16 protein-coding genes and 3 pseudogenes are annotated in these 22,235 nt (G+C 70.9%); 14 read left to right on the top strand and 5 right to left on the bottom strand.

The window, feature by feature from the left end:
- The first annotated feature begins 486 nt into the window (after positions 1-486).
- From KUM49_RS35885 to KUM49_RS50875, 7 genes and pseudogenes are all read left to right on the top strand, one after another.
- The gene (locus KUM49_RS35885) at positions 487-1,503 is read left to right on the top strand and encodes a LacI family DNA-binding transcriptional regulator (RefSeq protein ID WP_217241138.1); all 1,017 of its coding nucleotides are present in this window, start codon (positions 487-489) and stop codon (positions 1,501-1,503) included.
- Positions 1,504-1,835: 332 nt separating this feature from the next.
- Positions 1,836-3,083 (top strand): extracellular solute-binding protein, encoded by a 1,248-nt coding sequence (locus tag KUM49_RS35880; protein WP_217241137.1) that lies wholly within the window; start codon positions 1,836-1,838, stop codon positions 3,081-3,083.
- 22 nt (positions 3,084-3,105) lie between these two features.
- Positions 3,106-4,089 (top strand): carbohydrate ABC transporter permease, encoded by a 984-nt coding sequence (locus KUM49_RS35875; RefSeq protein WP_217241136.1) that lies wholly within the window; start codon positions 3,106-3,108, stop codon positions 4,087-4,089.
- Positions 4,090-4,103: 14 nt separating this feature from the next.
- Entirely contained in the window at positions 4,104-4,931 is an 828-nt protein-coding gene (locus tag KUM49_RS35870; RefSeq protein WP_254402294.1) for a carbohydrate ABC transporter permease, read from the top strand.
- A gap of 79 nt (positions 4,932-5,010) precedes the next feature.
- On the top strand, positions 5,011-6,771 hold the full coding sequence (locus tag KUM49_RS35865) for an amylo-alpha-1,6-glucosidase (RefSeq protein ID WP_217241135.1): 1,761 nt from the start codon (positions 5,011-5,013) through the stop codon (positions 6,769-6,771).
- An 83-nt stretch (positions 6,772-6,854) separates the two neighbouring features.
- Positions 6,855-10,046, top strand: coding sequence for an RICIN domain-containing protein (locus tag KUM49_RS35860; RefSeq protein WP_217241134.1), 3,192 nt, complete (start codon positions 6,855-6,857; stop codon positions 10,044-10,046).
- Between the two features lie 382 nt (positions 10,047-10,428).
- Positions 10,429-10,632 (top strand): annotated as a pseudogene (locus KUM49_RS50875) (hypothetical protein); the annotation flags it as partial.
- Between the two features lie 35 nt (positions 10,633-10,667).
- Here the strand turns inward: KUM49_RS50875 and KUM49_RS35855 are convergent.
- From KUM49_RS35855 to KUM49_RS49030, 4 genes and pseudogenes are all read right to left on the bottom strand, one after another.
- Positions 10,668-11,387 (bottom strand): annotated as a pseudogene (locus KUM49_RS35855) (ABC transporter ATP-binding protein); the annotation flags it as partial.
- On the bottom strand, positions 11,384-11,734 hold the full coding sequence (locus tag KUM49_RS35850; RefSeq protein WP_217241133.1) for a transcriptional regulator: 351 nt from the start codon (positions 11,732-11,734) through the stop codon (positions 11,384-11,386). The pseudogene KUM49_RS35855 and the gene KUM49_RS35850, both read right to left, overlap by 4 nt.
- Positions 11,731-12,264: a hypothetical protein gene (locus KUM49_RS35845; protein ID WP_374200241.1), complete on the bottom strand. Its 534-nt coding sequence runs from the start codon at positions 12,262-12,264 to the stop codon at positions 11,731-11,733. Before KUM49_RS35845 ends, KUM49_RS35850 begins: the two co-directional genes overlap by 4 nt.
- A 100-nt stretch (positions 12,265-12,364) precedes the next feature.
- Positions 12,365-12,514: pseudogene (locus KUM49_RS49030) on the bottom strand (proteinase inhibitor I4 serpin); the annotation flags it as partial.
- A gap of 123 nt (positions 12,515-12,637) precedes the next feature.
- Here KUM49_RS49030 and KUM49_RS35840 point away from each other — a divergent pair.
- The 6 genes from KUM49_RS35840 to KUM49_RS35815 all read left to right on the top strand — a co-directional run bounded on the left by KUM49_RS35840 (position 12,638) and on the right by KUM49_RS35815 (position 19,294).
- Positions 12,638-13,855, top strand: a complete 1,218-nt coding sequence (locus tag KUM49_RS35840; RefSeq protein WP_217241132.1) for a DUF4190 domain-containing protein — start codon at positions 12,638-12,640, stop codon at positions 13,853-13,855.
- Between the two features lie 147 nt (positions 13,856-14,002).
- A complete protein-coding gene (locus KUM49_RS35835) occupies positions 14,003-14,755 on the top strand; it encodes a GntR family transcriptional regulator (RefSeq protein WP_217241131.1) in 753 nt (250 codons plus the stop codon).
- Between the two features lie 404 nt (positions 14,756-15,159).
- Entirely contained in the window at positions 15,160-15,351 is a 192-nt protein-coding gene (locus KUM49_RS35830) for an SPOR domain-containing protein (RefSeq protein WP_217241130.1), read from the top strand.
- A gap of 45 nt (positions 15,352-15,396) precedes the next feature.
- Positions 15,397-15,807 (top strand): (deoxy)nucleoside triphosphate pyrophosphohydrolase, encoded by a 411-nt coding sequence (locus KUM49_RS35825; RefSeq protein WP_217241129.1) that lies wholly within the window; start codon positions 15,397-15,399, stop codon positions 15,805-15,807.
- A 175-nt stretch (positions 15,808-15,982) separates the two neighbouring features.
- Positions 15,983-16,417, top strand: a complete 435-nt coding sequence (locus tag KUM49_RS35820) for an ATP-binding protein (protein ID WP_217241128.1) — start codon at positions 15,983-15,985, stop codon at positions 16,415-16,417.
- Positions 16,418-16,669: 252 nt separating this feature from the next.
- Positions 16,670-19,294 carry a SpoIIE family protein phosphatase gene (locus KUM49_RS35815; protein ID WP_217241127.1) on the top strand — a complete coding sequence of 875 codons (2,625 nt, stop codon included), beginning with the start codon at positions 16,670-16,672 and terminating at the stop codon, positions 19,292-19,294.
- Between the two features lie 24 nt (positions 19,295-19,318).
- Here KUM49_RS35815 and KUM49_RS35810 read toward each other — a convergent pair whose 3' ends face one another.
- Positions 19,319-20,902: a hypothetical protein gene (locus KUM49_RS35810; RefSeq protein WP_308406916.1), complete on the bottom strand. Its 1,584-nt coding sequence runs from the start codon at positions 20,900-20,902 to the stop codon at positions 19,319-19,321.
- 107 nt (positions 20,903-21,009) lie between these two features.
- Here KUM49_RS35810 and KUM49_RS35805 point away from each other — a divergent pair, with 107 nt between their 5' ends.
- Positions 21,010-22,089, top strand: coding sequence for a glycosyl hydrolase family 18 protein (locus KUM49_RS35805; RefSeq protein ID WP_254402293.1), 1,080 nt, complete (start codon positions 21,010-21,012; stop codon positions 22,087-22,089).
- The last annotated feature ends 146 nt before the right edge of the window (positions 22,090-22,235 follow it).

The raw sequence follows: 22,235 nt of genomic DNA, 5'->3' as shown, positions 1-22,235 counted from the left end.
TGTGAGTAACGGGTCCCGGTCGGCCCGTCTCGGCCCCCGGCTGCTCGTCCGCATGTCGATGCCGGTGAGGAGCCGAGGTGACACGTTGCCGAATCGCTTCGATCACATGGGCCGCAGAGCCGAGGCGGCCAACCCAGGTGGCGGTGGCAGCGCTCCGCACGCCCCGACGGCGGTGCGGAACAAGCCCCGGTCGCCGGAAGGATCACTTCATCGAACCGGTTCGGAGGGGGAAGCTAGCATCGGAGAAATCTCGCAGCAATACCTGTGGCGCGGGCGAAGTCGGCGAAGTCCATGGATCGTCTGGATTGCCGTGCTTTTGCGAGAAGTGCCGAGTCAGGTGTTGACAGCCGCTCGGCTTGTTCCTACCTTCACTTCACGCGAACCGGTTCGACAGACCGGGGGGTTCTCTCCTCGCCCCAGCGCCCACACGAGTCGGACTCCCTGTCTCCTGGGAGCGTCGAACGGTTCGAGCACAAGGAGTCCTCCGTGAACATCGGTGAGATCGCCCGCAGGGCCGGTGTCTCGCGGAGCACCGTGTCCTACGCCCTGAGCGGCAAGCGCCCGGTCTCGGACGACACCCGCCGGAAGATCCAGGAGGTCATCGACGAGTTGGGCTACCGTCCGAACGCCAGTGCCCGCGCCCTGGCCAACGGCCGGACCAGCACGATCGGCCTGGTGTTTCCGCCGGCCGGCAGCCACTACACGGGGATGCAGCTGGATTTCATCGGCAGCGTGGTGGAGGCAGCCGCTGCCTACGACTACGACGTGCTGCTGTCTCCCAGCGGCGTGGACAGCGACCGCTCCTTCCAGCGACTGCTGGGGGAGCGGCGGGTCGACGGCGCCATCCTGATGGAGATCAGGCTGGAGGACGACCGGGTCGATCACCTGGCGGCGCTCAACTTCCCCTCCGTCGCCATCGGCCGCACCGCGCATCCCGAGGGCGGCTGGTGGGTCGGCCTGGACCACACCGCGCTGGCGGCAGCCTGTGTCCACCACCTGGCGGACCTCGGCCACCGCCGGGTCGCCTTCGTCAACCGGCCCGAGCAACTGCTGCGGGCCGGATACGAGTCCGCGCACCGCGGCCTGGACGGCTTCACGAAGGCGGCGGCCGAGCGTGGGCTGACCGTGCGGACGTACACCTGCGCGGATGACGCGGCCTCGGGGCAAGCGTGCCTGGAGCGGATCCTGCGGGACGACCCGGCCACCACGGGCCTGGTCACGCTGAACGAGGCCGCGCTCGGCGGTCTCTACCGGGGGCTCGCCCAGGCGGGCCGCCATGTGCCGCGCGACTTCTCCGTCACCGGGGTCGTGGCCGGCCGGTGGGCGGAGACGGTGACCCCGCAGCTCACCGCCGCCGACGTACCGGCGGAGGAGATGGGCCGTCTCGCCGTAGACCTCCTCGTCGAGCGGCTCGACAACCCCGACGTGTCGGCCCGGAACCGCCTGCTCGCGCCGCCGATCTCCCTGCGTGCCAGCACCGGACCTGTCTTCGGCACCTCCTGAGTCCGAAGGCCCCGGCCTCCCGACTCCCCCGCACTCCCGCCCACGACGACTCACGGGCGTACCCGCCCACGACGACTCACGGGCGTACCCGCCCACGACGACTCACGGGCGTACCCGCCCACGACGACTCACGGGCGTACCCGCCCACGACGACCCACGGGCGCACCCGCCCACGACGACACACCGGCGTACCGCCCACCACGACCCACGGGCCTCTCCGTCCCAGCGCACCGAGCACCCGAATCCCTCACCGACGCCGTTCGGCGGGCTCGGCTCTCCCCCCCGGTCACCCCTCTCACGGCACACCCGTGCCAAGAAACGAAGGACCTGCCATGCCCAGCTCCTCCAGACAACGCCGTCTGACCGCCGCTGCCCTGACCGCCTTGGCCGTGGCCGTCAGCGCCACCGCCTGTTCCTCCGGCTCGGGCAGCTCCGCATCGAAGGACGCAGCCGGCGGCACGTACACCGTCTGGGACCCGTACCCGCAGTTCGCCAAGGGCTCGGACTGGGTGAAGCTGCTGGACCAGTGCGGCACCAAGGCGGGCGTGAAGATCAAGCGGACCGCCTTCGACACCAGCGACCTGGCCAACAAGACGCTGCTGGCGGCCCAGCAGGGCAACTCCTCGGACGTCCTCATCGTCGACAACCCGGTCGTGTCGACCCTCGCCGAGGCGGGCGTGCTCACCACGACCGACGACAACAAGCTGGACACGTCGAAGGCCGACGCCAACCTGCTCGCGGCCGGCCAGTCCGGTGGCAAGACCTACGGCACACCGATCGGCGCCAACACCCTGGCCCTCTACTACAACAAGGAGGTGCTGAAGAAGGCCGGCGTGGACATCGCCTCGGTCAAGGACTGGAAGTCGCTGACGGCGGCGCTGGCGAAGGTCAAGAAGGCCGGCAAGAAGGGCATCACCTTCTCGGCGATCGGTACGGAGGAGGGAAGCTTCCAGTTCCTGCCGTGGTTCTGGGGCTCGGGCGCGCAGCTCACCGCGCTCGACTCCGCGCAGGGAGTCTCCGCGCTGTCCCTGTGGAAGGACTGGCTGGAGAAGGGCTACGCCCCCAACTCGGTCATCAACAACACCCAGACCACCAGTTGGCAGGAGTTCGCCAGCGGCGACTACGCCTTCTCCGAGAACGGCACCTGGCAGCTCGCAGGCGCCGAGAAGGCCGGCTTCGACTACGGGGTGATTCCCGTCCCGGCCGCCACGGGCGGCAACGCGGCGGCCCCGACCGGTGGTGAGTTCGTGACGATCCCGGTCCAGGAGGACGCCGGCCGCTACGCCACCTCGCAGAAGCTGGTCGCCTGCCTGACCAGCGGCGACAACCTCTACAACACCGGCACCACGCTGTCCTACGTCGCTCCCACCAGCGAGGTTCAGGACAAGCAGGTGGCCGCGAACGCCGAGCTTAAGCCGTGGGTCGACGCGGTCAAGGCGGCCAAGGGCCGTACCAGCGACGACCTGGGCACCAAGTACCCGAAGATCTCCGAGCAGATGTGGAAGGCCGTCCAGTCCGCGCTCAGTGGCGCCGAGTCGCCGAAGGACGCGCTGGCCAAGGCCCAGTCGGCCGTCAAGTAACCAGGGGATTCGCGGTCCGCCGATGAACGACACGAAACAGTTCTCGGACCGCCGGTCCGCGCACGACCGGAGCGGGGCGGCCACCGCCGCCCCGACCCGGGCCCCCGTGCGAGAACGGCGCAGTCCGACCTCCCAGCAGTGGGCCGCCTGGGCCTTCCTCGCCCCGGTGAGCCTCTACCTCGCCCTCTTCTACGCCTATCCGCTCTACCGCAACCTCGACCTCAGCCTGCGCGACTACACCGTCCGCTCCTTCGTTCAGGGCGACGCGCCGTTCACCGGGCTGGAGAACTACCAGAAGGTCTTCGACGACCCGACCTTCGGTCCGGCACTCGCCCACACGGTGGTGTTCACCGTCGTGTGCCTGGTCTTCCAGTACGTCATCGGCCTGGCCCTCGCGGTCTTCTTCAACCAGCACTTCCGGCTCTCCGCGACACTGCGGGCCTTGTTCCTGGTCCCGTGGCTGCTGCCGCTGATCGTGTCGGCGTCCACCTGGTCGTGGATGCTCAACAGCGACTCCGGTGTCGTCAACGCCTTCCTGCACGCCGTAGGCATCGGGCCGGTGAACTGGCTGACCTCGCCGTCCTGGTCGCTGACCTCGGTGATCATCGCGAACGTCTGGATCGGTGTCCCCTTCAACCTGGTCGTGCTCTACAGCGGTCTGCAGTCCATCCCCGGATCGCTGTACGAGGCCGCGGCTCTCGACGGTGCGAACGCCTGGCAGCGCTTCTGGCGCATCACCTTGCCCCTGCTGCGCCCGGTCTCCGCCATCACGCTGCTGCTGGGCCTCGTCTACACCCTCAAGGTCTTCGACATCATCTGGATCATGACCAAGGGCGGCCCGGCGGACTCGTCCACCACCTTCGCCACCTGGTCCTACCAGCTGGGCTTCGGCAGCCTCCTGCCCGCCTTCGGCCCGGGTGCGGCCGTCGGCAACCTGCTCGTCGTCGCCGCCCTGGTCTTCGGCCTGATCTACGTCCGGGTCCAGCGAAAGCAGGCGCTGTCATGAAAAGAGGCGCTGTCATGAAAGCAGGCGCTGTCATGAAGACAGGCTGGAAGACGGCCGTCGGCGTGCTGCTGACCGGGGTCATGCTCTTCCCGGTCTACTGGATGGTCAACGTCTCCCTCACCCGCGACCAGGACATGCGCAAGAGCCCACCGGACCTGTTCCCGACCCACGGCACCCTGGCCGGCTACCGCACCGTCCTCGACGAACAACTGCCCTACCTCGGCATCAGCTTCGTGGTCGCCCTCGGCACCGTCGTGCTGACCGTCGCCCTGGCCGCGCCCGCCGGCTACGCCCTGGCCAAGCTGCGCCCACGCGGCGGCGGCCTGCTGAGCTTCGTCCTGCTGGCCGCCCAGATGATCCCCGGGATCATCATGGCGATGGGCTTCTACGCCATCTACCTCCAGCTCGGCCTGCTCCAGTCCGTCCCCGGCCTGATCGTGGCCGACTCCACCCTGGCCGTGCCCTTCGCGGTGCTGATCTTCACCGCCTTCATGTCGGGCATCCCCGGCGAACTGCTCCAGGCCGCGCAGATGGACGGAGCGAGGGCCCTGCGGACCTTCTGGTCGATCGTCCTGCCGATGAGCCGCAACGCCGTCGTCACGGTCTCGTTGTTCGCCTTCCTGTGGTCATGGTCCGACTTCGTCTTCGCCAACACCCTGGTCAACGGCGGCGCCCACGAACCGATCACCCTCGGCATCTACCACTACATCGGCAACAACAACCAGGAGTGGAACGCCATCATGGCCACCGCCGTCGTGGCCTCCCTGCCCGCCGCGGTCATCCTCGTCCTCGCCCAGCGCTATGTGGCGGCCGGTGTCACCACCGGCGCCGTGAAGGACTGAGCCCCCAACCCGCCACGACGACCGGCGCTCTCCCGCGCCGGCCGGCCGACCCCCCTGCTCCAGAAACGAGTCACGCCACATGACCGCCGCACTGTCCGGCCCGGCCTTCTCCGTCCAGGACATCCCGTTCAGCGTGTACGGATCCTGGTTCGACATCTCGCCCGTGGTGGCGGAGAAGACGTACGCCGAGGACCTCCACCTCGTCTCGCACCAGAACGGCATGCACGGCGTCCTGCGCCTGGTCCCCCTGGACCCGGCGAGAGGCGAGCGGGCCGAGACCCGCGTCGAGGCGACACCGGGCCTGCTCGCCTGGACCGGCGAGAAGGGACGCGTCGAACTCGCCTACGAGTCGCCGGACACCGTACGCCTGCGGGGCAGCGGCCTGCGGTTCGGAGTTTTCGCCGCCGCGCGGACCCTGACCCCGTTCAGCGGCACGTACTTCTTCCACGACCCGGCGGCGAACGCGCATGTGTTCACCTCGTACGAGACCGGCCGCCGTTACCGCGTCACCGTGCTGTCCGGCGTCCTCGCCGACACAGCCGGCGCCCAGGCCCTGGGCAGTGGCGACCGCGGTGTCACCGTGACCGCGCAGGCGGACGGCTGCTGGGAGATCGCGATCGAGGAACTCGACGCCGCCCGCCCGCCCTACGTGTCCTCGGCGGCCTTCGACGGCGTCGCGGCCGCCGCACGGGGCGCCTTCGCGGACTTCGTCGACGCCGTGGCCCCCTGGCGTTCGGACGCCAGCCCGGCCGCCGAACTCGCCGCCTACGTCGTCTGGTCGGCCACCGTGGCGGCGAAGGGCCTGGTCACCCGGCCGGGCGTGCTGATGTCCAAGCACTGGATGGACAAGGTCTGGAGCTGGGACCACTGCTTCAACGCCCTCGCCCTGGCCCAGGGTTCGCCGGAGCTGGCCTGGGACCAGTACCACCTGCCCTTCGACCACCAGGACGAGAGCGGCGCCCTGCCGGACTCGGTCACCCACTCCGAGGTCCTCTACAACTTCGTCAAGCCGCCCATCCACGGCTGGGCCTTCGGCCACCTGCGCCGCAGTCTGCCGGTACGTCTGGATTCGGCCGAACTGACCGAGGTGTACGAGCGCTTGGAGCGCTGGACCGGCTTCTGGCTCACCGCCCGACGCGCTCCCGGTGCCGACCTGCCCCACTACCAGCACGGCAACGACAGCGGCTGGGACAACGCCACCACCTTCGACCGTGAGCGGGTGGTCGTCACCGCCGACCTCGCCGCCTTCCTCGTCCTCCAGCTGCACCAACTCGCCGAACTTGCGGAGGAGCTGAGAAAGAGCGACGAGGCCACCCGGTGGACACGGACGGCCGAGGAGATCCAGGCGGCGCTGCTCGACCAGCTCTGGACCGGAGACAGGTTCGTCGCCCGCTCGGCCGGGACCGGGGAGACCTGGAGCAGTGCCAGCCTCCTCGACCTGATGCCCATCGCGCTGGGCGAGCACCTGCCCGCCGAGGTCGGCAGCGCGCTCGCCGACCACATCAAGGCTCACCTGACCCCGTACGGCCTCGCCACCGAACTGCCCACCTCCCCGGACTACTTGGCCGACGGCTACTGGCGGGGCCCCATCTGGGCCCCCGCCACCGTCCTCATCGAGGACGGCCTGCGCCGCGCCGGCCACCACCGCCTCGCAGACGACGTCAGCGCCCGCTTCCGCGCCCTGTGCGAGACCCACGGGTTCGCCGAGAACTTCGACGCACTCACCGGCATCGGCCTGCGCGACCGCGCCTACACGTGGACCGCGAGCAGCTACCTCCTCCTCGCCCGTGACCACCACCACCGCCGCGCGGACGCCGGGACCGACGCCACCCTCACCTGAGCCGCCGGCGGCAACCCACACGTCCGGCACGGGGGAGGCCGGCGCAGCAACAACCAGCTTCACCCCTGAAGGGACGTAAGCACATGCAAGGAATCGGGCAAAGACGCTCGACCACGAGACGCCTCCTGCGCGGCGTCGCCACGACACTGCTCCCGCTGACCCTCATAGCGGGCGTCACCACGGCGACGGTGACGCCGGCCTCCGCCGCCACCCCCACCCTCACCGTCGACCTGGGCACCACCACCGGAGCCTTCCGCGGTGGAGCCTCCGGTGTGCTGTACGGCCTGTACGGCCCGGACGTGCCGACCAACAACCTCATCGAGGGGATGGGGGTGCAGACCACCAACACCAAGTACCAGGACGGGCAGCAGCACCCCGGCTCGGACGCCCTGGAGATCGCCGAGCCGTTCGTGGACAGCGGCGGCGGGGACGTCTTCATCTACATGACGGACGTCTACCGGGCCAACTACGAGCGCGCGAGCTACTCGGCGTACCAGGCGACCATGAAGACCCAGGTCGAGCAGGCGATGGCCAGCCCCCACGCGAGCCACATCGTCTTCGTGCCCTACAACGAGCCCGACCTGAACTGGTTCAGCGGCATGCGCACCAACGCCACCGCGCTCGCCAACTTCAACGCCGAGTGGCGCCAGACCTACAACTTCATCAAGGGCATCTGGCCCCAGGCACGGCTGGCAGGGCCCAACACCTCCAGCTACACCTCCTCCTCCCTCAGCGGCTTCCTCAGCTACTGCAAGGCCAACAACTGCCTGCCCGACGTGGTCACCTGGCACACCCTGGGCAGCCCGGCGGACGTCCGCAGCACCGTCGACTCCTACCGCGCGGTGGAGACCGCCGCCGGCATCACCTCCCCGATCACCGTCAACCTCAACGAGTACGCCCACCGCTACCACCTGACGGACCCCGGCCAGATGGTGCAGTGGATCTCGGCCATCGAGGACGAGAAGATCGACGGCAACCTGCCGTACTGGAACATCAACGGCAACCTCGGCGACTCCGCCGCGGCCCAGAACACCCCCAACGCCCAGTGGTGGCTGTACAACTGGTACAGCTCCATGAGCGGCAACACCGTCAAGGTCACCAGCACCGAGAACAACGCCGCGTACACGCTCCAGGGACTGGCGAGCCTGGACACGGCCAAGAAGCAGGCCCGCGTCATCCTCGCCGGGGGCGGCACCAGCGGCGCCTCCGACACGGTCATCAAGAACATCGATCCCGCCGTCTTCGGCAGCACCGTGCACGTCAGCGTCTTCCAGGACCGCTACAGCGGCTACCTCGGCGCGGCGGCCACCCCGACCCGGCTCTCCGACGCCGACGTCGCCGTGGGCTCGGACGGCTCGGTCACCGTCCCCGTCACCCTCGACGCGATGTCCGCGTACCAGGTGATCGTCTCCCCGGGCGGCACCGGCAGCGCCACCGCCTCCGACAGCACCTGGACAGCCACGTACGAGGCGGAGAACGCAACGCTCAGCGGCAGCGGCTACAACATCAACACCGAGGGCACCACCGGCAAGGTCGACAAGTTCGCCACCTCGGGCACCAAGGACGTCGGCGGCCTGCGTACGGGCTCGACCACGGTGATCTCCTTCCCCGTCGACGTTCCCACCACCGGCGACTACGACCTGTCGGTGTTCGGCAACAGCTACGCCAAGGACGCCGACGTCAAGGGCCCGACGGACGTGTACGCCCGGGTCGACGGCGGCGCCTCGACCAGGATCGACCTACCGGTGGGCTTCCAGTGGGTGGTGTGGGGACACGGTGACGCCACCGTGCACCTCACCGCGGGCAGCCACACCATCACCCTGGCCACCACCGGCGACAACGGCGCGAAGACCAACGGCGACGCCATCGTCGACAAGATCGACCTCCGGTACAAGGACGCCGACGTCCAGGGCACCACGCTCTACGAGGCCGAGCAGGCCAACCTCTCCGACAGCGGGACCGCCACCTACACCGCCCAGGGCCAGTCCGGCGCGGGCGCGGTAAACCTCACCTCCGGCAAGTCCGCCACGTTCTGGGTCTACTCCGCGCGGGACGGGTACGCGGACCTGACGGCCCGCTACCGGGGCACCGGCCAGGCCGACCTCACCGTCAACGGCAAGGCCGCCGTCGACCAGACCCTCTCCGGCGCGACGACCGGCGCCTGGTCCACCTCCACCAACCGCGTGCACCTGAGCGGCGGCATCAACAAGGTCAAAGTGACCGGCGCCGGCGGCACCCTCTCCCTGGACGACCTGGCCGTCACCCCGTTCAGCGCCACGTCCGCCGTCACCACCGGCAACGTCGTCACCTACCAGGCCGAGAACGGCACCCTCACCGGCACCGCGGCCGTCGACACCACCTACAGCCAGGCCAACGGCGGCGTGGTCAAGGGCATCGGCGACGGAACCGCCAACTCCCTCACCCTCGACGTCGACGCGCCCTCGGCCGGCACCTACGCCATGACGATGCGCTACGCCAACGCCGAGGAACTGCCCTCCAACCACTACAACCCCGACCTGTACGCCGAGCACGCCGACGTCAGCGTCAACGGCGGCAGCCCCACCCGCGTCAACTTCGCCAGCACCCTGCACTGGAACCAGTTCCAGAACCACACCGTCCCCGTCACCCTCACCAAGGGCGCCAACACCGTCAAGTTCACCGCCTCGCAGCTCTACAACTGGGACGGCACCACCATCGGCGTGGTCTACTCCGGCGGCGGCAGCGACATCGGACAGCCCATGCGCTCCAGCTCCGCGCCCCACCTCGACCAGGTCTCCTTCGCACCCGCGAGCCTGCACATCGGTGCCCCGGCCGGCTTCTCCTCCACGGCAGTGGCCCAGCACAGCGGGCTCTGCCTCGAAGACCCCGGCCAGTCCACCGCCAACGGCACCCAGTACCAGCAGAACACCTGCGGAAGCGGACAGGAGCAGATCTTCGACTTCCACCGCGTCACCGGCACGACCGACACCTACACCGTCGTCAACCATTTCAGCGGCAAGTGCCTGGACGTCGCCAATGCCTCGACGGCCGATGGCGCCATCGTCGAGCAGTGGACCTGCAACGGCGGCAACAACCAGCGGTACAAGCTGAGGGCGGTGACCGCGCTCGGCAACAGCCACGACCACCAGCTCGTCGCCGTGCACAGCAGCAAGTGCGTCGACGTCAGCACCATCTCCACCGCACCCGGCGCCCTCGTCCACCAGTGGGCATGCGACGCGGCAAGCGCCCTGACCACCAAGAAAAACCAGATCTGGAGGCTCACCGGCAAGGACTGAGCTGACGGCGGCTCCCGTCCCTACCTCCGGCGTCGGCGTACGGCAGCGGTGACGCCGGAGGGGGCCGGAGGTGGCCGGAGGCCCGCAACCGTATCGCAGCTCCGGAGAGTTGCAGTCAAACTCGTTCAGTGACCGCGCGTGCCCGGTCACTGAACGAGTTCGCTCGTGCCAGGCCGCGACCGGTTCGCGAAGCAGTCTCGGAGATCTCGCTCCAGCCCTCTCGCGGCCGGTGAAGGAGGTCTTCTCGTGCGGAAGCGCCGCCCGATCACGCTCTGGATTCTCGCCAGTGTCCACCGCTGGACGGGGCAGCCATGTACGACCCGCCTCCGGGCCTGCTCCGCCTCCAACAGGGCGAACTGGGGCTCACTCAACCGCGGCCGCGATGCCGAGCCCGCCGACCATGCAGCAGGTGTGCAGAAGGCACGTGCTCTCATCGGCTGGTTCGATGCCCACTATGGGGGCTGGTGGGGAGAGTTCCGCAGGCCCCGCGCTGATGCCCGCCAGAACCAGCGTGCCGCGGCTGTACACCACGGACGAGGAGCGACTCGCGGACGACCTCGGCCGGGCGAGCCTCGTCATCATGCCGTTGCGCGCCGAGGGGTTCGGCCTTGTCGGGCAGGAGGCCATCGTGGAGGGCAATCCCGTGCAGGCCCGGATCCGGCCGCCGACCAGCATGGCGATCCGGTCGGCGAGCCGCTCGGCCTCCACCAGGTCGTGGGTGGTGAGCAGGACGGTGACGTTCTCGTCGCGGGCCAGCCGTTCGACCAGGACGTGGAACTCGTGCCGTGCCTGAGGGTCGAAGCCGGTGGTCGGCTCGTCCAGGAAGAGGAGTTCGGGGCGGCCGACGATGCCGAGCGCGACGTCGAGCCGCCGGCGCTGGCCGCCGGACAGCCGGTCCACCCGCCGGACAGCCGGTTCACCCACCGGACAGCCGGGCCACCCGCCGGCCGGCCTGGTCGGTGAGGCCGACCAGGGCCAGCAGTTCGGCCGGGTCGCGCGGGTCGGGGTAGTACGTCGCGAAGTGCGTCAGCAGCTCGGCGACCCGCTGCGGCGGTGGTCGCGCCAGGACTGCAGGACCAGTCCGACCCGGCCGCGCCAGGCGTCGTCGCCCCGCTCCGGGTCCGTACCGAGGACGCTCACCTCACCGGCGGAACGCCGCCGGAAGCCCTCCAGGATCTCGACCGTGGTGGTCTTCCCGGCGCCGTTGGGTCCGAGGAGCGCGAAGACCTCGCCGCGGTGGATGTCCAGGTCGACGCCGTGGAGGACGCCGACGTCGCCGTACGCCATCGTCACGTCGCGCGCGTGGACGACGGGCCGGGCGGGTGGGTGCTCCGGCGTCATCGTCCTGCTCCCGATTCGTGTCGCAGTGGTGGCGGTGTTTCGGCCACCGCAGGGCCGGCGCCCTCGACGATCGCCCGGAGTGCCGCGACGTGCCCCTCGAAGGCGGTGCGGCCGTGGTCCGTCAGCCGTACCCGTGTGCGCCGCTTGCGGCCGCCGCCCTCCTTGTGGAGCTCCAGATAGCCGGCCTCCTCCAGGGTGTGCAGCTGTTTGGAGAGCGCGGAGTCGCTGAGCGAGAGACTGTCGCGGACGAACGCGAAGTCCGCCCATTCGGTGGCGGCGAGCAGCGCGACCACCGACAGCCGGGTGGCGGGGTGGATCAGTTCGTCGAAACCGGCGGGGATGCTCATCGGCCTGCCCCCGCGTCCGCTGTTCCCCTGCCCGTTCCCGTGCCTGCCGTCTGTGTGCCACGGTCCCGAGCCGACCCGGCCGCCCAGCGGCTCGTCGGCCCGACGAACAGCACGAACACCGTTGCCGAGACCGTGGCCTGGATCAGGCTGGCGGACATCGGCTCCAGGGAGTCGGCCAGACGGCCGGACAGCAGGGTCGTCCCGCCGGTCACCACCGCACCCGCGACGAAGGTGGCGAACATCCGCCAGGTGCACAGGGTGTGGTGCAGACGCACCCGGCTGCGACGGTTGTGCAGTACGGCCAGCACGCCCAGCAGCGCGACATACGCGACGATGACCAGCCCCACGCCCCGACCGGGCAGGTCCAGGCCCAGACCGGCCAGGAAGAGCCACATGAGCGCGGCCGTGGTCCACAGGGCTCCCGAGCCGCCCGCGGCGGACCGCTCGACCTCGTCGTACACCCGCTCCTGCGGCACTCGGATGCGCTGCAGGTCTCTCCATGCCTGTTCGGCATCCATCGGTGAGCTCACGTCCCCTCGCCCTCCGGTCCGGCGTCTTACTTTCCCATCAGGAAAGTTATCCTCGACTTCCTGGCAGGCAAGTCGGCGACCGGTGCGCCGGCCGCGTGAAGCCGATCGCCGCCGCCAGTTCCTCGCGCGCCGCCCCCGCCGCTCCGTCGGCCAGAAGGGCCGGCAGTGGCCAGACGCCGGGCGCGGAGAACACGGTCCCGCCCCTCGCGGCCGCCGCCCACCTCGCGGTCGGCCCGTTCGCCGTCCGAATCGTCGTATGCGTGACCGGCGTTCCGCCCCCCTGAGCCCCGCGCTTACCATGCGCTCTGTCGTACGTCAGTTCCCCACGGTCATCGCCCCGGCCCCGCCGCCCGAACGAGGAAGCACGGTACTCGTGTCCATACCCCCGCCCCCTGGGCCCTACCAGCCTCAGGAACCCCAAGGGCCGTACCCGCAGGGCCAGTACCCGCCACCGCCTCCGCCGTCCCCGCAGGGACCGTACGGGCAGCCCGCCTACGGCCCCTACCCCCCGTCTCCCTACCAGGGCTGGGGTCAGGGCTACAGCCCGTTCAACCAGCCGGCGCCGGTCAACGGGCTCGCCATCGCCTCCCTCGTCCTCGGCGTCCTGTGCTGCCTGCCGGCCGTGGGACTGGTCCTGGGGCTGATCGCGCTGGGGCAGATCAGGAAGAAGGGCGAGCGCGGGAAGGCCATGGCCGTCATCGGGTCGGTGCTGTCGTCCCTCGGGCTCGCCCTGTGGGTGCTGGTGCTCGCCACGAACGGTGTGTCGGACTTCTGGGACGGGTTCAAGGAAGCCGCGCGCAGCAGTTCGCCGGCCAAGGGGGAGTGCTTCAACTCGGCGAGCGGCCTGGAGGGTTCGACGTACGACCTCGACGAGGTGCCCTGCTCCGGCGCGCACGACGGCGAGGTGTTCGCGGTCGTCGTGCTGCCGGACGGCGACTTCCCCGGTGACGCCTCGGTCACCGACACCGCCGAGGACAAGTGCTACAAGCTCCGCTCCGCCTACGCCATGGACACCTGGGCCGTACCGGAGGGCGTGGACGTGTACTACGTGGTGCCGTCCCAGGAGACCTGGAACCTCGGCGACCGCGAGATCACCTGCGCGTTCGGCAACGCGGACAGTGACGCGGCCATGGACGGCGGCTCGCTGCGCAACGACGAGACGACGCTCGACGCGGACCAGCTCGCGTACCTGAAGGCGGTCAACGTCCAGCAGGCGGCCGCGGAGTCGGTGCCCGCGGACGTTCCGGAGGACGATCTGGAGGCGAACAAGAAGTGGGCCGCGCGCATCGTGTCCGCGCTCGCCGAGGAGACCGGGCTGCTGCGCGGCCGCACGTGGCCCGCCGACGCCCGGAAGCCGGTCGAGGCCGTCGCCAAGGAGGCGGAGGCCCTTCAGGCGCCGTGGGCGAAGGCGGCCGTGGCCGACGACGTGGACGCGTTCTACCTGCACTACGGCGAGGCCCTGGAGCTGGAGGACCCTGGTCTGTCGGTCACGGCACGCAAGGCTCTGGGGCTGGCCACCACCCCGCCGGCCGAGGAGGAGGGCGGCACGGACGGAGACGTCGGGGGATCGGGTGACGGCCTGGAGGTGTGACGGTGGCCATAGCGGGGAGAAAGCGCCTGCGTAAAGCCCTGCAGGGGCCCATGTCATCACATCGAGTGATTCTCTGGCCTTTGCTTGCGTGACACAACCCACGGTTGCCAGGCTGTTGCTGTCTGTACAACCTGATGGGAGCGGCCAGTGACTTTCGGTGAGCAGCCGGCGTACTTGCGTGTCGCGGGTGATCTCCGCAAGAAGATCGTCAACGGTTCGCTGCCACCGCACACCCGCCTCCCGTCCCAGGCCAGAATCCGCGAGGAGTACGGCGTCTCGGACACCGTCGCGCTGGAGGCGCGCAAGGTGTTGATGGCCGAAGGGCTGGTCGAGGGCCGCTCCGGGTCCGGGACGTACGTGCGTGAGCGTCCGGTGCCCCGCAGCATCGCCCGCTCCGGCTACCGCCCGGCAGGCGGGGCCACCCCCTTCCGGCAGGAGCAGGCCGACGGCGGGACGCGCGGCACCTGGGAGTCGAGCAGCGAACAGGCCGAGGCGAGCGGTGCCGTCGCCGAGCGGCTCGCCGTCCGGCCCGGCGACCGCGTGATGTGCACGAAGTACGTCTTCCGGGAGGCCGGCGAGGCGATGATGCTCTCCACCTCCTGGGAGCCCCTCGCCGTCACCGGCCGTACGCCCGTGATGCTGCCCGAGGAGGGCCCGCTCGGCGGCATGGGCGTCGTTGAGCGGATGGCCGCCATCGACGTGGTCGTCGACAACGTCACCGAGGAGGTCGGCGCACGCCCCGGCCTCGCCGAGGAACTGCACGCGCTCGGCGGTGTCCCCGGCCATGTCGTCCTCGTCGTCCAGCGCACGTACTACGCCTCGGGCCGCCCGGTGGAGACGGCCGACGTGGTGATTCCGGCGGACCGATACCGGGTCGCGTATCACCTTCCCGTGAAGTAGCGCGCATACCGGCCGACTTCTGCTGCCCCGGAGGTGACTCGCTGCGGCCGGATGTGAAGTGGCGCACGCCCTCCTGGCAGTTGCCGCCGGCGAACCCCCGACCGGCGCCCTTTCGTGCGGCGTTCGAATTCAAGCGTTCTCGCAGGTCGGCGCCGATGCCGGGGGCGCGTCGCCGACCGGATGCATCGACGCGCAAGGAGGGCGCGTTCTGTGATGCGCGCCCCCTGGTGCGCCGGTCGGTGCTGGCTGGTTGCGTACCTCTTTGTGAAAAGGCGTGTTCGCTGCGTAAAGGTTGGGCGTAGGCTCGGGCATATGCGGATTGCGGTTTCCTTAGCGGGCGGGGCCCGGCGCAGGTTGTCGGTGGGAAGCGGGCGGGCCGGGGCGGGAAGGAGCAGTGAGGCGCGATGAACGACAGCACTATCACTCTTCCCTGGCTCGTCATACGGCAGGACGACAACGGCAATCGCTACCGCGTGGGCAGGTACGCGACCCGCGCCGAGGCGCAGAAGATCGCGGACAGCCTCGACGGCCGCGGCCACAAACAGCTCTACTGGGTCGAACGGATCGGGCAGAACGGAACCAGTTCGGCCGACTGAGCCCTCCCGTGCTGTCGGCCCCTGCGCTCCCGTAGGCTCCGGCGCATGACGGAACGGATCGTGGTGGTGGGGGCCGCCCTGCTCGACGGCGGCCGCCTCCTCGCCGCCCGCCGCAGCGCACCCCCCGAACTCGCCGGGCGCTGGGAACTGCCCGGCGGCAAGGTCGAGGCGGGCGAGGCGCCCGAGGTGGCGCTCGTGCGCGAACTGCGTGAGGAACTCGGCGTCCGGACCGAGCCCGTCGAGCGGATCCCGGGCGAATGGCCGCTGAAGGCGCCCTACGTCCTCCAGGTGTGGACGGCCCGTCTTCTTCCCGGCTCCGACGACCCCAAGCCCCTCCAGGACCACGACGAACTCCGCTGGCTCGCTCCCGCCGAGATCTGGGACGTGCCCTGGCTGGACCAGGACGTGGCGGCGGTGCGCGAGGCGGCGACCCGGCTCGAGGCCGGCACGCGCTGACCTCGTACGGCTGGGCGAGCGGGGGCCGGGGGCCGGGGCGCGCCCATCGGCCGTACGTCGTGCGTGACCGGCGTGCGCTGATCTCCCTTACGCCGTTGGTGCCACAGTGCGCCCTCGTGGGCGGTACTGGCCGCTTGATATCGGGTATGTGCCCATTAACCCTACGAAATCGGACATGGGGCGAGAGCTGGCAGGCCGGGATGTGATCGGCGTGATCGACACCGAAGGCGAGTGCGCCGGGTGGACCTTCCCGGCGGACCCGGGCGCCGTGCGCAGCGCTCGGGCCGTCGTCCGGGGGCAACTGCGCGACTGGGGTCTCGACAGCCTCGCGGACCTCGCGGCGCTCCTGGTCAGCGAGCTGGTGACGAACTCCCTGCGGCACGCGACCGGCCCCATCGGCGTACGGCTGGTGCGCCCCGCCCATCTTGACGGCGTCCTGCTGGTGGAGGTCTCCGACCCGCTCCCGGACCCGCCCCGCGAGCGGGTCGCCCGGCCCGAGGACGAGAGCGGCCGAGGCCTGCAACTGGTGGCCCACTCCTCGCGCCGCTGGGGCACCCGGCCCGACGACGCGGGCAAGACGGTGTGGTTCGAACTCGCCCTGCCGGGTTGAGCCGGCGGTGTACGACCGCCTCCGCATTGTCGAGCAACTGGTTCAGGCCAGTGGCGGTTGTGAATCCACGTGGTTCGACGGCGTGCCCGCTGGTTAGAAGACTGTAGGTGTTGTCACGGTCCGGACCGAAAACCATCGGGACCGTGCTGTGATCGTGAACACCGTGTTGTGCGGCGCCGTAGTGCTGGATACTGCGGGCAGCCGCCCCCGGTGACCGGTGCCGGACGCGGTGAGCTGGAGGGGACGGTTCGCGTGAGCGAGATACCAGCGAAGGCCACGGAGTCGAAGGACCCGTCGGACGGCGCGAGGACGGAGGCCGCGGGTGATGCCGCCGCGGGCATCCGTCCGGAAGACGTGCCGCCCGGCGACGCCATGTGGCAGAGCAGCCCGCCCGGTTCGATCTACGACTACATCAAGGTCGCGTCCTTCTCCATCGGCCCCGACGGGCTGGTCGAGCAGTGGAGCCTGCGCGCCGAGCAGCTCTTCGGCATCGCCGCCGAGCGGGCCGTCGGCATGGACCCCATAGCGGTGTTCATCGACCCGGACCTGCAGGAGCGGGGCCAGCGGAAGATGGCGGAGATCCTCGACGGGCGGGAGTGGACCGGCGTGGTCCCCTTCCGCGGGCCGGACTCGGCGACCGGCGAGCCCGGCCGTCAGGGGCTCGCCGAGGTGTATGTCATGCCGACGCGGACCCAGGACGGCGAGAAGGCCGCCGTCTGCATCGTCGTCGACGTCCGCACCCTGCGCAGCATCGAGACCGACCTCGCCGCCTCGCAGGCGATATTCGGTCAATCTCCGTTCGGCTTCCTGCTGATCGACCCCGATCTGCGGGTGCGCCGCGCCAACCTGCAGTTCGCCAACACCTTCGGCGGCACCCCCGACGACCACCGCGGCAAGGGCGTGTACGACTACCTGCAGGGCCCGGAGGCCGAGCGGATCGCCGCGACCCTGCGCCGGGTGCTGGAAACCGGCAACTCCATCACGGACATGCACGTCACGGGCTTCGTGCCGGGCTCCGACGAGCGCCGCCACTGGTCCATCAACCTCTACCGCGTGCACAGCGGCTCCGGACGCCCCATCGGCATCGCGTGGCTCGGACTCGACATCACCGCCCGTCGCGCCGCCGCCCGCGAGGCCGCCAACGCCCGGCGCAATCTCGCCCTCCTGAACGAGGCCGGAGCCCGCATAGGCAACTCCCTCGACCTGGAGACCACCGCCCGGGAACTCCTCGACGTCGTCGTCCCCGGCTTCTGCGACCTGGCGACGGTCGACCTCTACCAAGGACTGCTGGCCGGCGACGAGACCCCGCCGGGCCTCGCCGACGGCAGTGCGGAACTGCGCCGCGTCGCCTTCGCCAGCGCCGTCTCCGACGGGCCCTTCGCCGGTTCGGGCGACCCGGTCGCGGTCGGCGCGGTCCACCACTACCCCTTCAACTCGCCCTGCGCGGACGCCCTGCGCACGGCCCGTCCGCAGTGGGTGCCCGCCGAGGACGGCGGCCTCGTCCAGTCCACGCTCGCCGTGCCGATGGTCGCCCACGACACGGTCGTGGGCATCGCGCAGTTCGCCCGGACCAAGGGCAGCGAGCCGTTCGGCGACCGGGACCGGGACCTCGCGGTGGAGCTGGCCGCGCGGGCGGCCGTCTGTATCGACAACGCCCGCCTCTACCGGCGCGAGCACGAACGCGCGTTGATACTGCAGCGGTCGCTGCTGCCCCCCGGCGACCCGGTCGCCTCCGGCCTCGACATCGCCTGCCGCTACCTGCCCGGCAACTCGTCCTCGGACCGGCCGAGCGAGGTCGGCGGCGACTGGTTCGACGTGATCGAACTGCCGGGGCACCGCACCGCGCTCGTGGTGGGCGACGTGATGGGCCGAGGCCTGCGGGCCGCGGTGGCGATGGGTGAACTGCGGTCGGCGGTACGCACACTGGCCCTGCTGGACCTCGAACCGGCCGAAGTCCTCTCCGCGTTGGACGAGATCGCGCGCGGCCTCGGGGCGCCGGGAGGCGTCCAGCAGGCCACCCGCGCGGCCCGCCGCCCCCGCGAGGCCGACCTCTCCGAGGTGTACCTGGCGACCTGCGTGTACGCCGTCTACGACTCGGTGACCCGCAGGTGCACGTTCGCGAACGCCGGCCACCTGCCTCCCGTCCTGGTCGAACCCGGCGAGGCGGCACTGATGCTCGACGTGCCGCCGGGCATGCCGCTCGGCGTGGGGGGCGAGCCCTTCGAGGAGGTGGAGGTCGAACTGCCGGAGGGCGCCCTGCTCGCGCTCTACACGGATGGACTGGTCGAATCGCGCGACCACCCTCTGGACGAGGGCCTCCAGGCCTTCGTAGGAGCGCTGACCGACCCCTCCAGCCCTCTGGAGGACGTCTGCGACCACGTCCTGCACACCCTCGACAGCCTCCACGGCGAGGACGACATCGCCCTGCTCATGGCACGCGTCCAGGGCCTGCCCGCCGACTCGGTCGGCGACTGGACGCTGCCGCGCGAGCCGCGCAGCGTGGGCAAGGCCCGCGAGTACGCCCGCGGCCAGCTGCAGCGCTGGGACATGGAACCCCTGATCGACACGACGGAACTGCTGGTCAGCGAGCTGGTCACGAACGCCCTGCGCTACGGCGAGGGCGACATCAGGCTGCGGCTGCTGCTCGACCGCACGCTGGTGTGCGAGGTCTGGGACTCCGGCCTGGTCCAGCCCCGCCGCCGCCGCGCCCGCGACACCGACGAGGGCGGCCGAGGCCTGCAACTGGTCGGCCTCCTCAGCGCGGCCTGGGGTTCCCGCCGGACGCCCCGCGGCAAGACGGTGTGGTTCGAACTCCCGCTGCCGGACGGGGAGACCGGCCTGGCGGACCCGGCGGAGGCCCTGCTGAGCCTGTTCTGAGCGAGGCGGGTGAGTCCGAGTGCTTCACGGGGTCGGCGAGTCGGGGTTCGCCCGAGTGCCGGGGCCGCCGAAGCCTGCCTGCGGGGCCGCGTCCGCGTCGGGTTTGCCGTGCATGCGTACGTCCTGCTCGGCGAGCTCCCGCGCCCGGCGGGCCAGGGTGTCGGCGTGCAACCGGTCGGTGAGGGTGGAGGGCGGCGCGGCCGGTCCGGCCGGTGTCGTCTCCCGCGCCGCCGCCAGCAGGGTGCGGGCCTCGGCGCCCACCGCGGCCCGGTGTGCCGTGATGAAGCCGTCCGCGTCGGCGATCGCGCTGTCCGCCGTGAGCAGGGCGGCGGCCGGGAGGACGCCGGTGCGGCCGGTGGCGAGTGGTGCGGCCGCCTCGACGGTCCGGCGGAGGAGGTCCAGGGGGTCGTACGGGCGGGCGCCGGTCAGGGTGTGCCGTACGGAGGCCAGGACGGCGTCGGCGTGCCGTAGCCGGGCTCGCAGTTCGCCCACGGGGACGTGGGACAAGGGGCCCTCCGCGGGCCCGTCCGGAGCCCCGTCCGAAGGCCCCTGCTCCCCGGTGGCCGGCAGTCCTCGTACCACCGCCAACTCCGCCTCGGCGCCCGTCAGGGTGGCCGGGAGCATCTGCTGAGCCGTCGTCAGATCCGCCGCCAGCCGATCCACCCCGTCGAGCAGTACCGCGGCCCGCGCGATGGCGCCTTCGGCGGCGCGGAGGTCGCGGGCCGTGCCGTCCGGGTCGTCCCAATCGGCGGCCTGGCGGGACCGGTTGAGGTGGGTGGTGGCGAGGACCAGGTGGTCCTTGGCCTGTTCGACGTGGCCGGTGACCGGGGCGGTGGCGGACAGGGCGTAGTGCCGGGTGACGTCCGCGAGGGTGGTCTCCGTGGTTGCCGTGCGGGCGGCCAGCTCGCGGAACCGGGTCTCCGCGAAGGCCAGGGCTTCCCCGGACTCCCGGGCCGGCGCGCGGAGCCGGTCGAAGGCCGCGGCCTCCGTTTCCAGCCGGCGGCACGCTTCCTGGCACCGGCCCACGATGCCGGTCAGCGCGTGGCGACGGGATGTCTCGTCCTCCGGGACGCCCGCGTCGTAACGGTGGCGCATGCGGAAGGCGGCGGACAGTTCGGACTCGGCCTCCCGCAGGGCCCGGGTGAACGGCGCGACGGCCGCCGGTCCGGAACGCGGCTCGGCGAAGCCCAGTTCCTCGTGGCCGGCACGGATCCGGTTGTCGGCCTCGGCGAGGAGGGTCCGTGCCTGTTCGTCGAGGCCGCTGAGGGGCGGGACGGGGGGCGCGGGGCGGGTGCTGCCGCCGGGGGTCGTACGGGATCGGGCCCGCCGGGTCCGTCGTACGTAGCCGTATCCGGCCAGGGCGCCTGCGGCGCCCACCACGGCGAGCGGCAGGACCAGGTCCGCGGCGGAGGTCTCCTCGTCATCCGGCGCTGCGGCAACCCGCCGGGTGTCGGTGCTGATCGCAACCGGAGCGTCCGTGTTGATCGTCATCCCTGGCAACGCCAGCCACACGAGCCCGGCCGCACCGCCCAGCACGGCATGCGCCACCCGCACGGATATGGAAGAGCGGGTGCGCCGCGAGCGGCCTCGGATCAACGATGACGTCACCTTTCGGAGCGTATGAGGAGGAATGCGGGGGCGCGACCGGGGTGGCGGGTGGCCGTAGACCGATGGGGGAGGGGAACGCCGTCATGGAACGTTCTGGGGGGACGGGGATGGAAGCAGAGCAGGAGCCCGAGACGGTGCCGGAGGCGGTGCCGGAGCCTCGGTCCGGGACCAAGCGGTGGCGGACCTGGGTCCGCCGGGTCCGTCGCACCGCCCTCGCGCTCGTCCTGGTCGTCGTGCTGCCGGTGCTCGCTTCCCAGATCGCCCTCCGGGTCAATTACACCGGCGATCCGGCGGCCGGCACGTACACCCGCGGCAAGGACGCCATCTGGCTCGGCCATGCCTGGGTCGACGGGCGGAAGAAGGACGCCGACGTCGCTGCCCTGGCCCGCCGGCTGGAGAGCACCGGGATGCGTGATCTCTACGTCCACTCCGGGCCCCTGGAGCACAACGGCACCCTGCCCAAGTCGGCGTATCCCAGAGCGCGTTGGTTCATCGACGCGATGCACAGGGCCGCGCCCGGCATCCGGGTGCAGGCCTGGCTCGGTGATGTGCTCGCCACCGAGAGCCCGAACGGCATGCGCCTGGAGCGGCCGGAGACCCGGGCCGCCGTCGTCGAGTCCACCCGGCAGATCCTGGCCGTGGGCTTCGACGGCGTGCACTTCGACCTGGAGCCGCTGCACTCGGGCGACCGGAACTACCTCACCCTCCTCGACGCGCTGCGCCCGGTCACCCGCGCTGAGGACGCGCAGCTGTCGATCGCCGCGCACCAGATCGATCCGGTGCCGGGGTTCCACTCCTTCTGGGGCACGGTCGCCGGGCACCCGAAGTGGTGGTCGCAGAAGTTCTTCGGGCAGGTCGCGCGCCGGGTCGACCAGATCGCGGTGATGTCGTACGACACGATGCAGCCGTTGGAGAGCACGTACGGCGGCTATGTCGCCCAGCAGACCGCGCTGGCCCTGGAGGTCACCCCGCAGTCCACCGACCTGCTCATGGGCCTGCCCTTCTACCACGAGAACCGGTTCGGCCACTGGAATCACGCCGAGACCGCCGCCGCCGCGGTCCGGGGAGTCCGGCTGGGCCTGTCCCGCACGGACGCGGACCGCGCCAACTTCGGCGTCGCCGCGTACGTGGACTTCGCCGCCACGGAGGAGGACTGGACGGCGTACCGGGAGGGCTGGGTGCGCTGAGACCCTCCTCGGCGGAGCCGCGGAGGGTGTCGCCTTCGGTTTTCGTGAGGGCGGGGGCGTGTCGGGGGGGTGTCCGTCCTCGGAACGGCGCGGAATCGGTTGCTCACCGACTCAACGGCGTTGACGCGCCAACCCTGCGGGCGAAC

This window comes from Streptomyces sp. AC555_RSS877 (assembly GCF_019049245.1).
Classification (GTDB): domain Bacteria; phylum Actinomycetota; class Actinomycetes; order Streptomycetales; family Streptomycetaceae; genus Streptomyces.
This window is presented reverse-complemented; position numbering and strand designations above follow the sequence as displayed.

Excerpts from the sequence above, each read along its gene's own strand:
- KUM49_RS35880 (WP_217241137.1), top strand. The coding sequence starts at position 1,836 with ATGCCCAGCTCCTCCAGACAACGCCGTCTGACCGCCGCTGCCCTGACC.
- KUM49_RS35875 (WP_217241136.1), top strand. The coding sequence starts at position 3,106 with ATGAACGACACGAAACAGTTCTCGGACCGCCGGTCCGCGCACGACCGG.
- KUM49_RS35870 (WP_254402294.1), top strand. The coding sequence starts at position 4,104 with ATGAAAGCAGGCGCTGTCATGAAGACAGGCTGGAAGACGGCCGTCGGC.
- KUM49_RS35865 (WP_217241135.1), top strand. The coding sequence starts at position 5,011 with ATGACCGCCGCACTGTCCGGCCCGGCCTTCTCCGTCCAGGACATCCCG.
- KUM49_RS35860 (WP_217241134.1), top strand. The coding sequence starts at position 6,855 with ATGCAAGGAATCGGGCAAAGACGCTCGACCACGAGACGCCTCCTGCGC.
- KUM49_RS35850 (WP_217241133.1), bottom strand. The coding sequence starts at position 11,734 with ATGAGCATCCCCGCCGGTTTCGACGAACTGATCCACCCCGCCACCCGG.
- KUM49_RS35830 (WP_217241130.1), top strand. The coding sequence starts at position 15,160 with ATGAACGACAGCACTATCACTCTTCCCTGGCTCGTCATACGGCAGGAC.
- KUM49_RS35825 (WP_217241129.1), top strand. The coding sequence starts at position 15,397 with ATGACGGAACGGATCGTGGTGGTGGGGGCCGCCCTGCTCGACGGCGGC.
- KUM49_RS35820 (WP_217241128.1), top strand. The coding sequence starts at position 15,983 with ATGGGGCGAGAGCTGGCAGGCCGGGATGTGATCGGCGTGATCGACACC.
- KUM49_RS35805 (WP_254402293.1), top strand. The coding sequence starts at position 21,010 with ATGGAAGCAGAGCAGGAGCCCGAGACGGTGCCGGAGGCGGTGCCGGAG.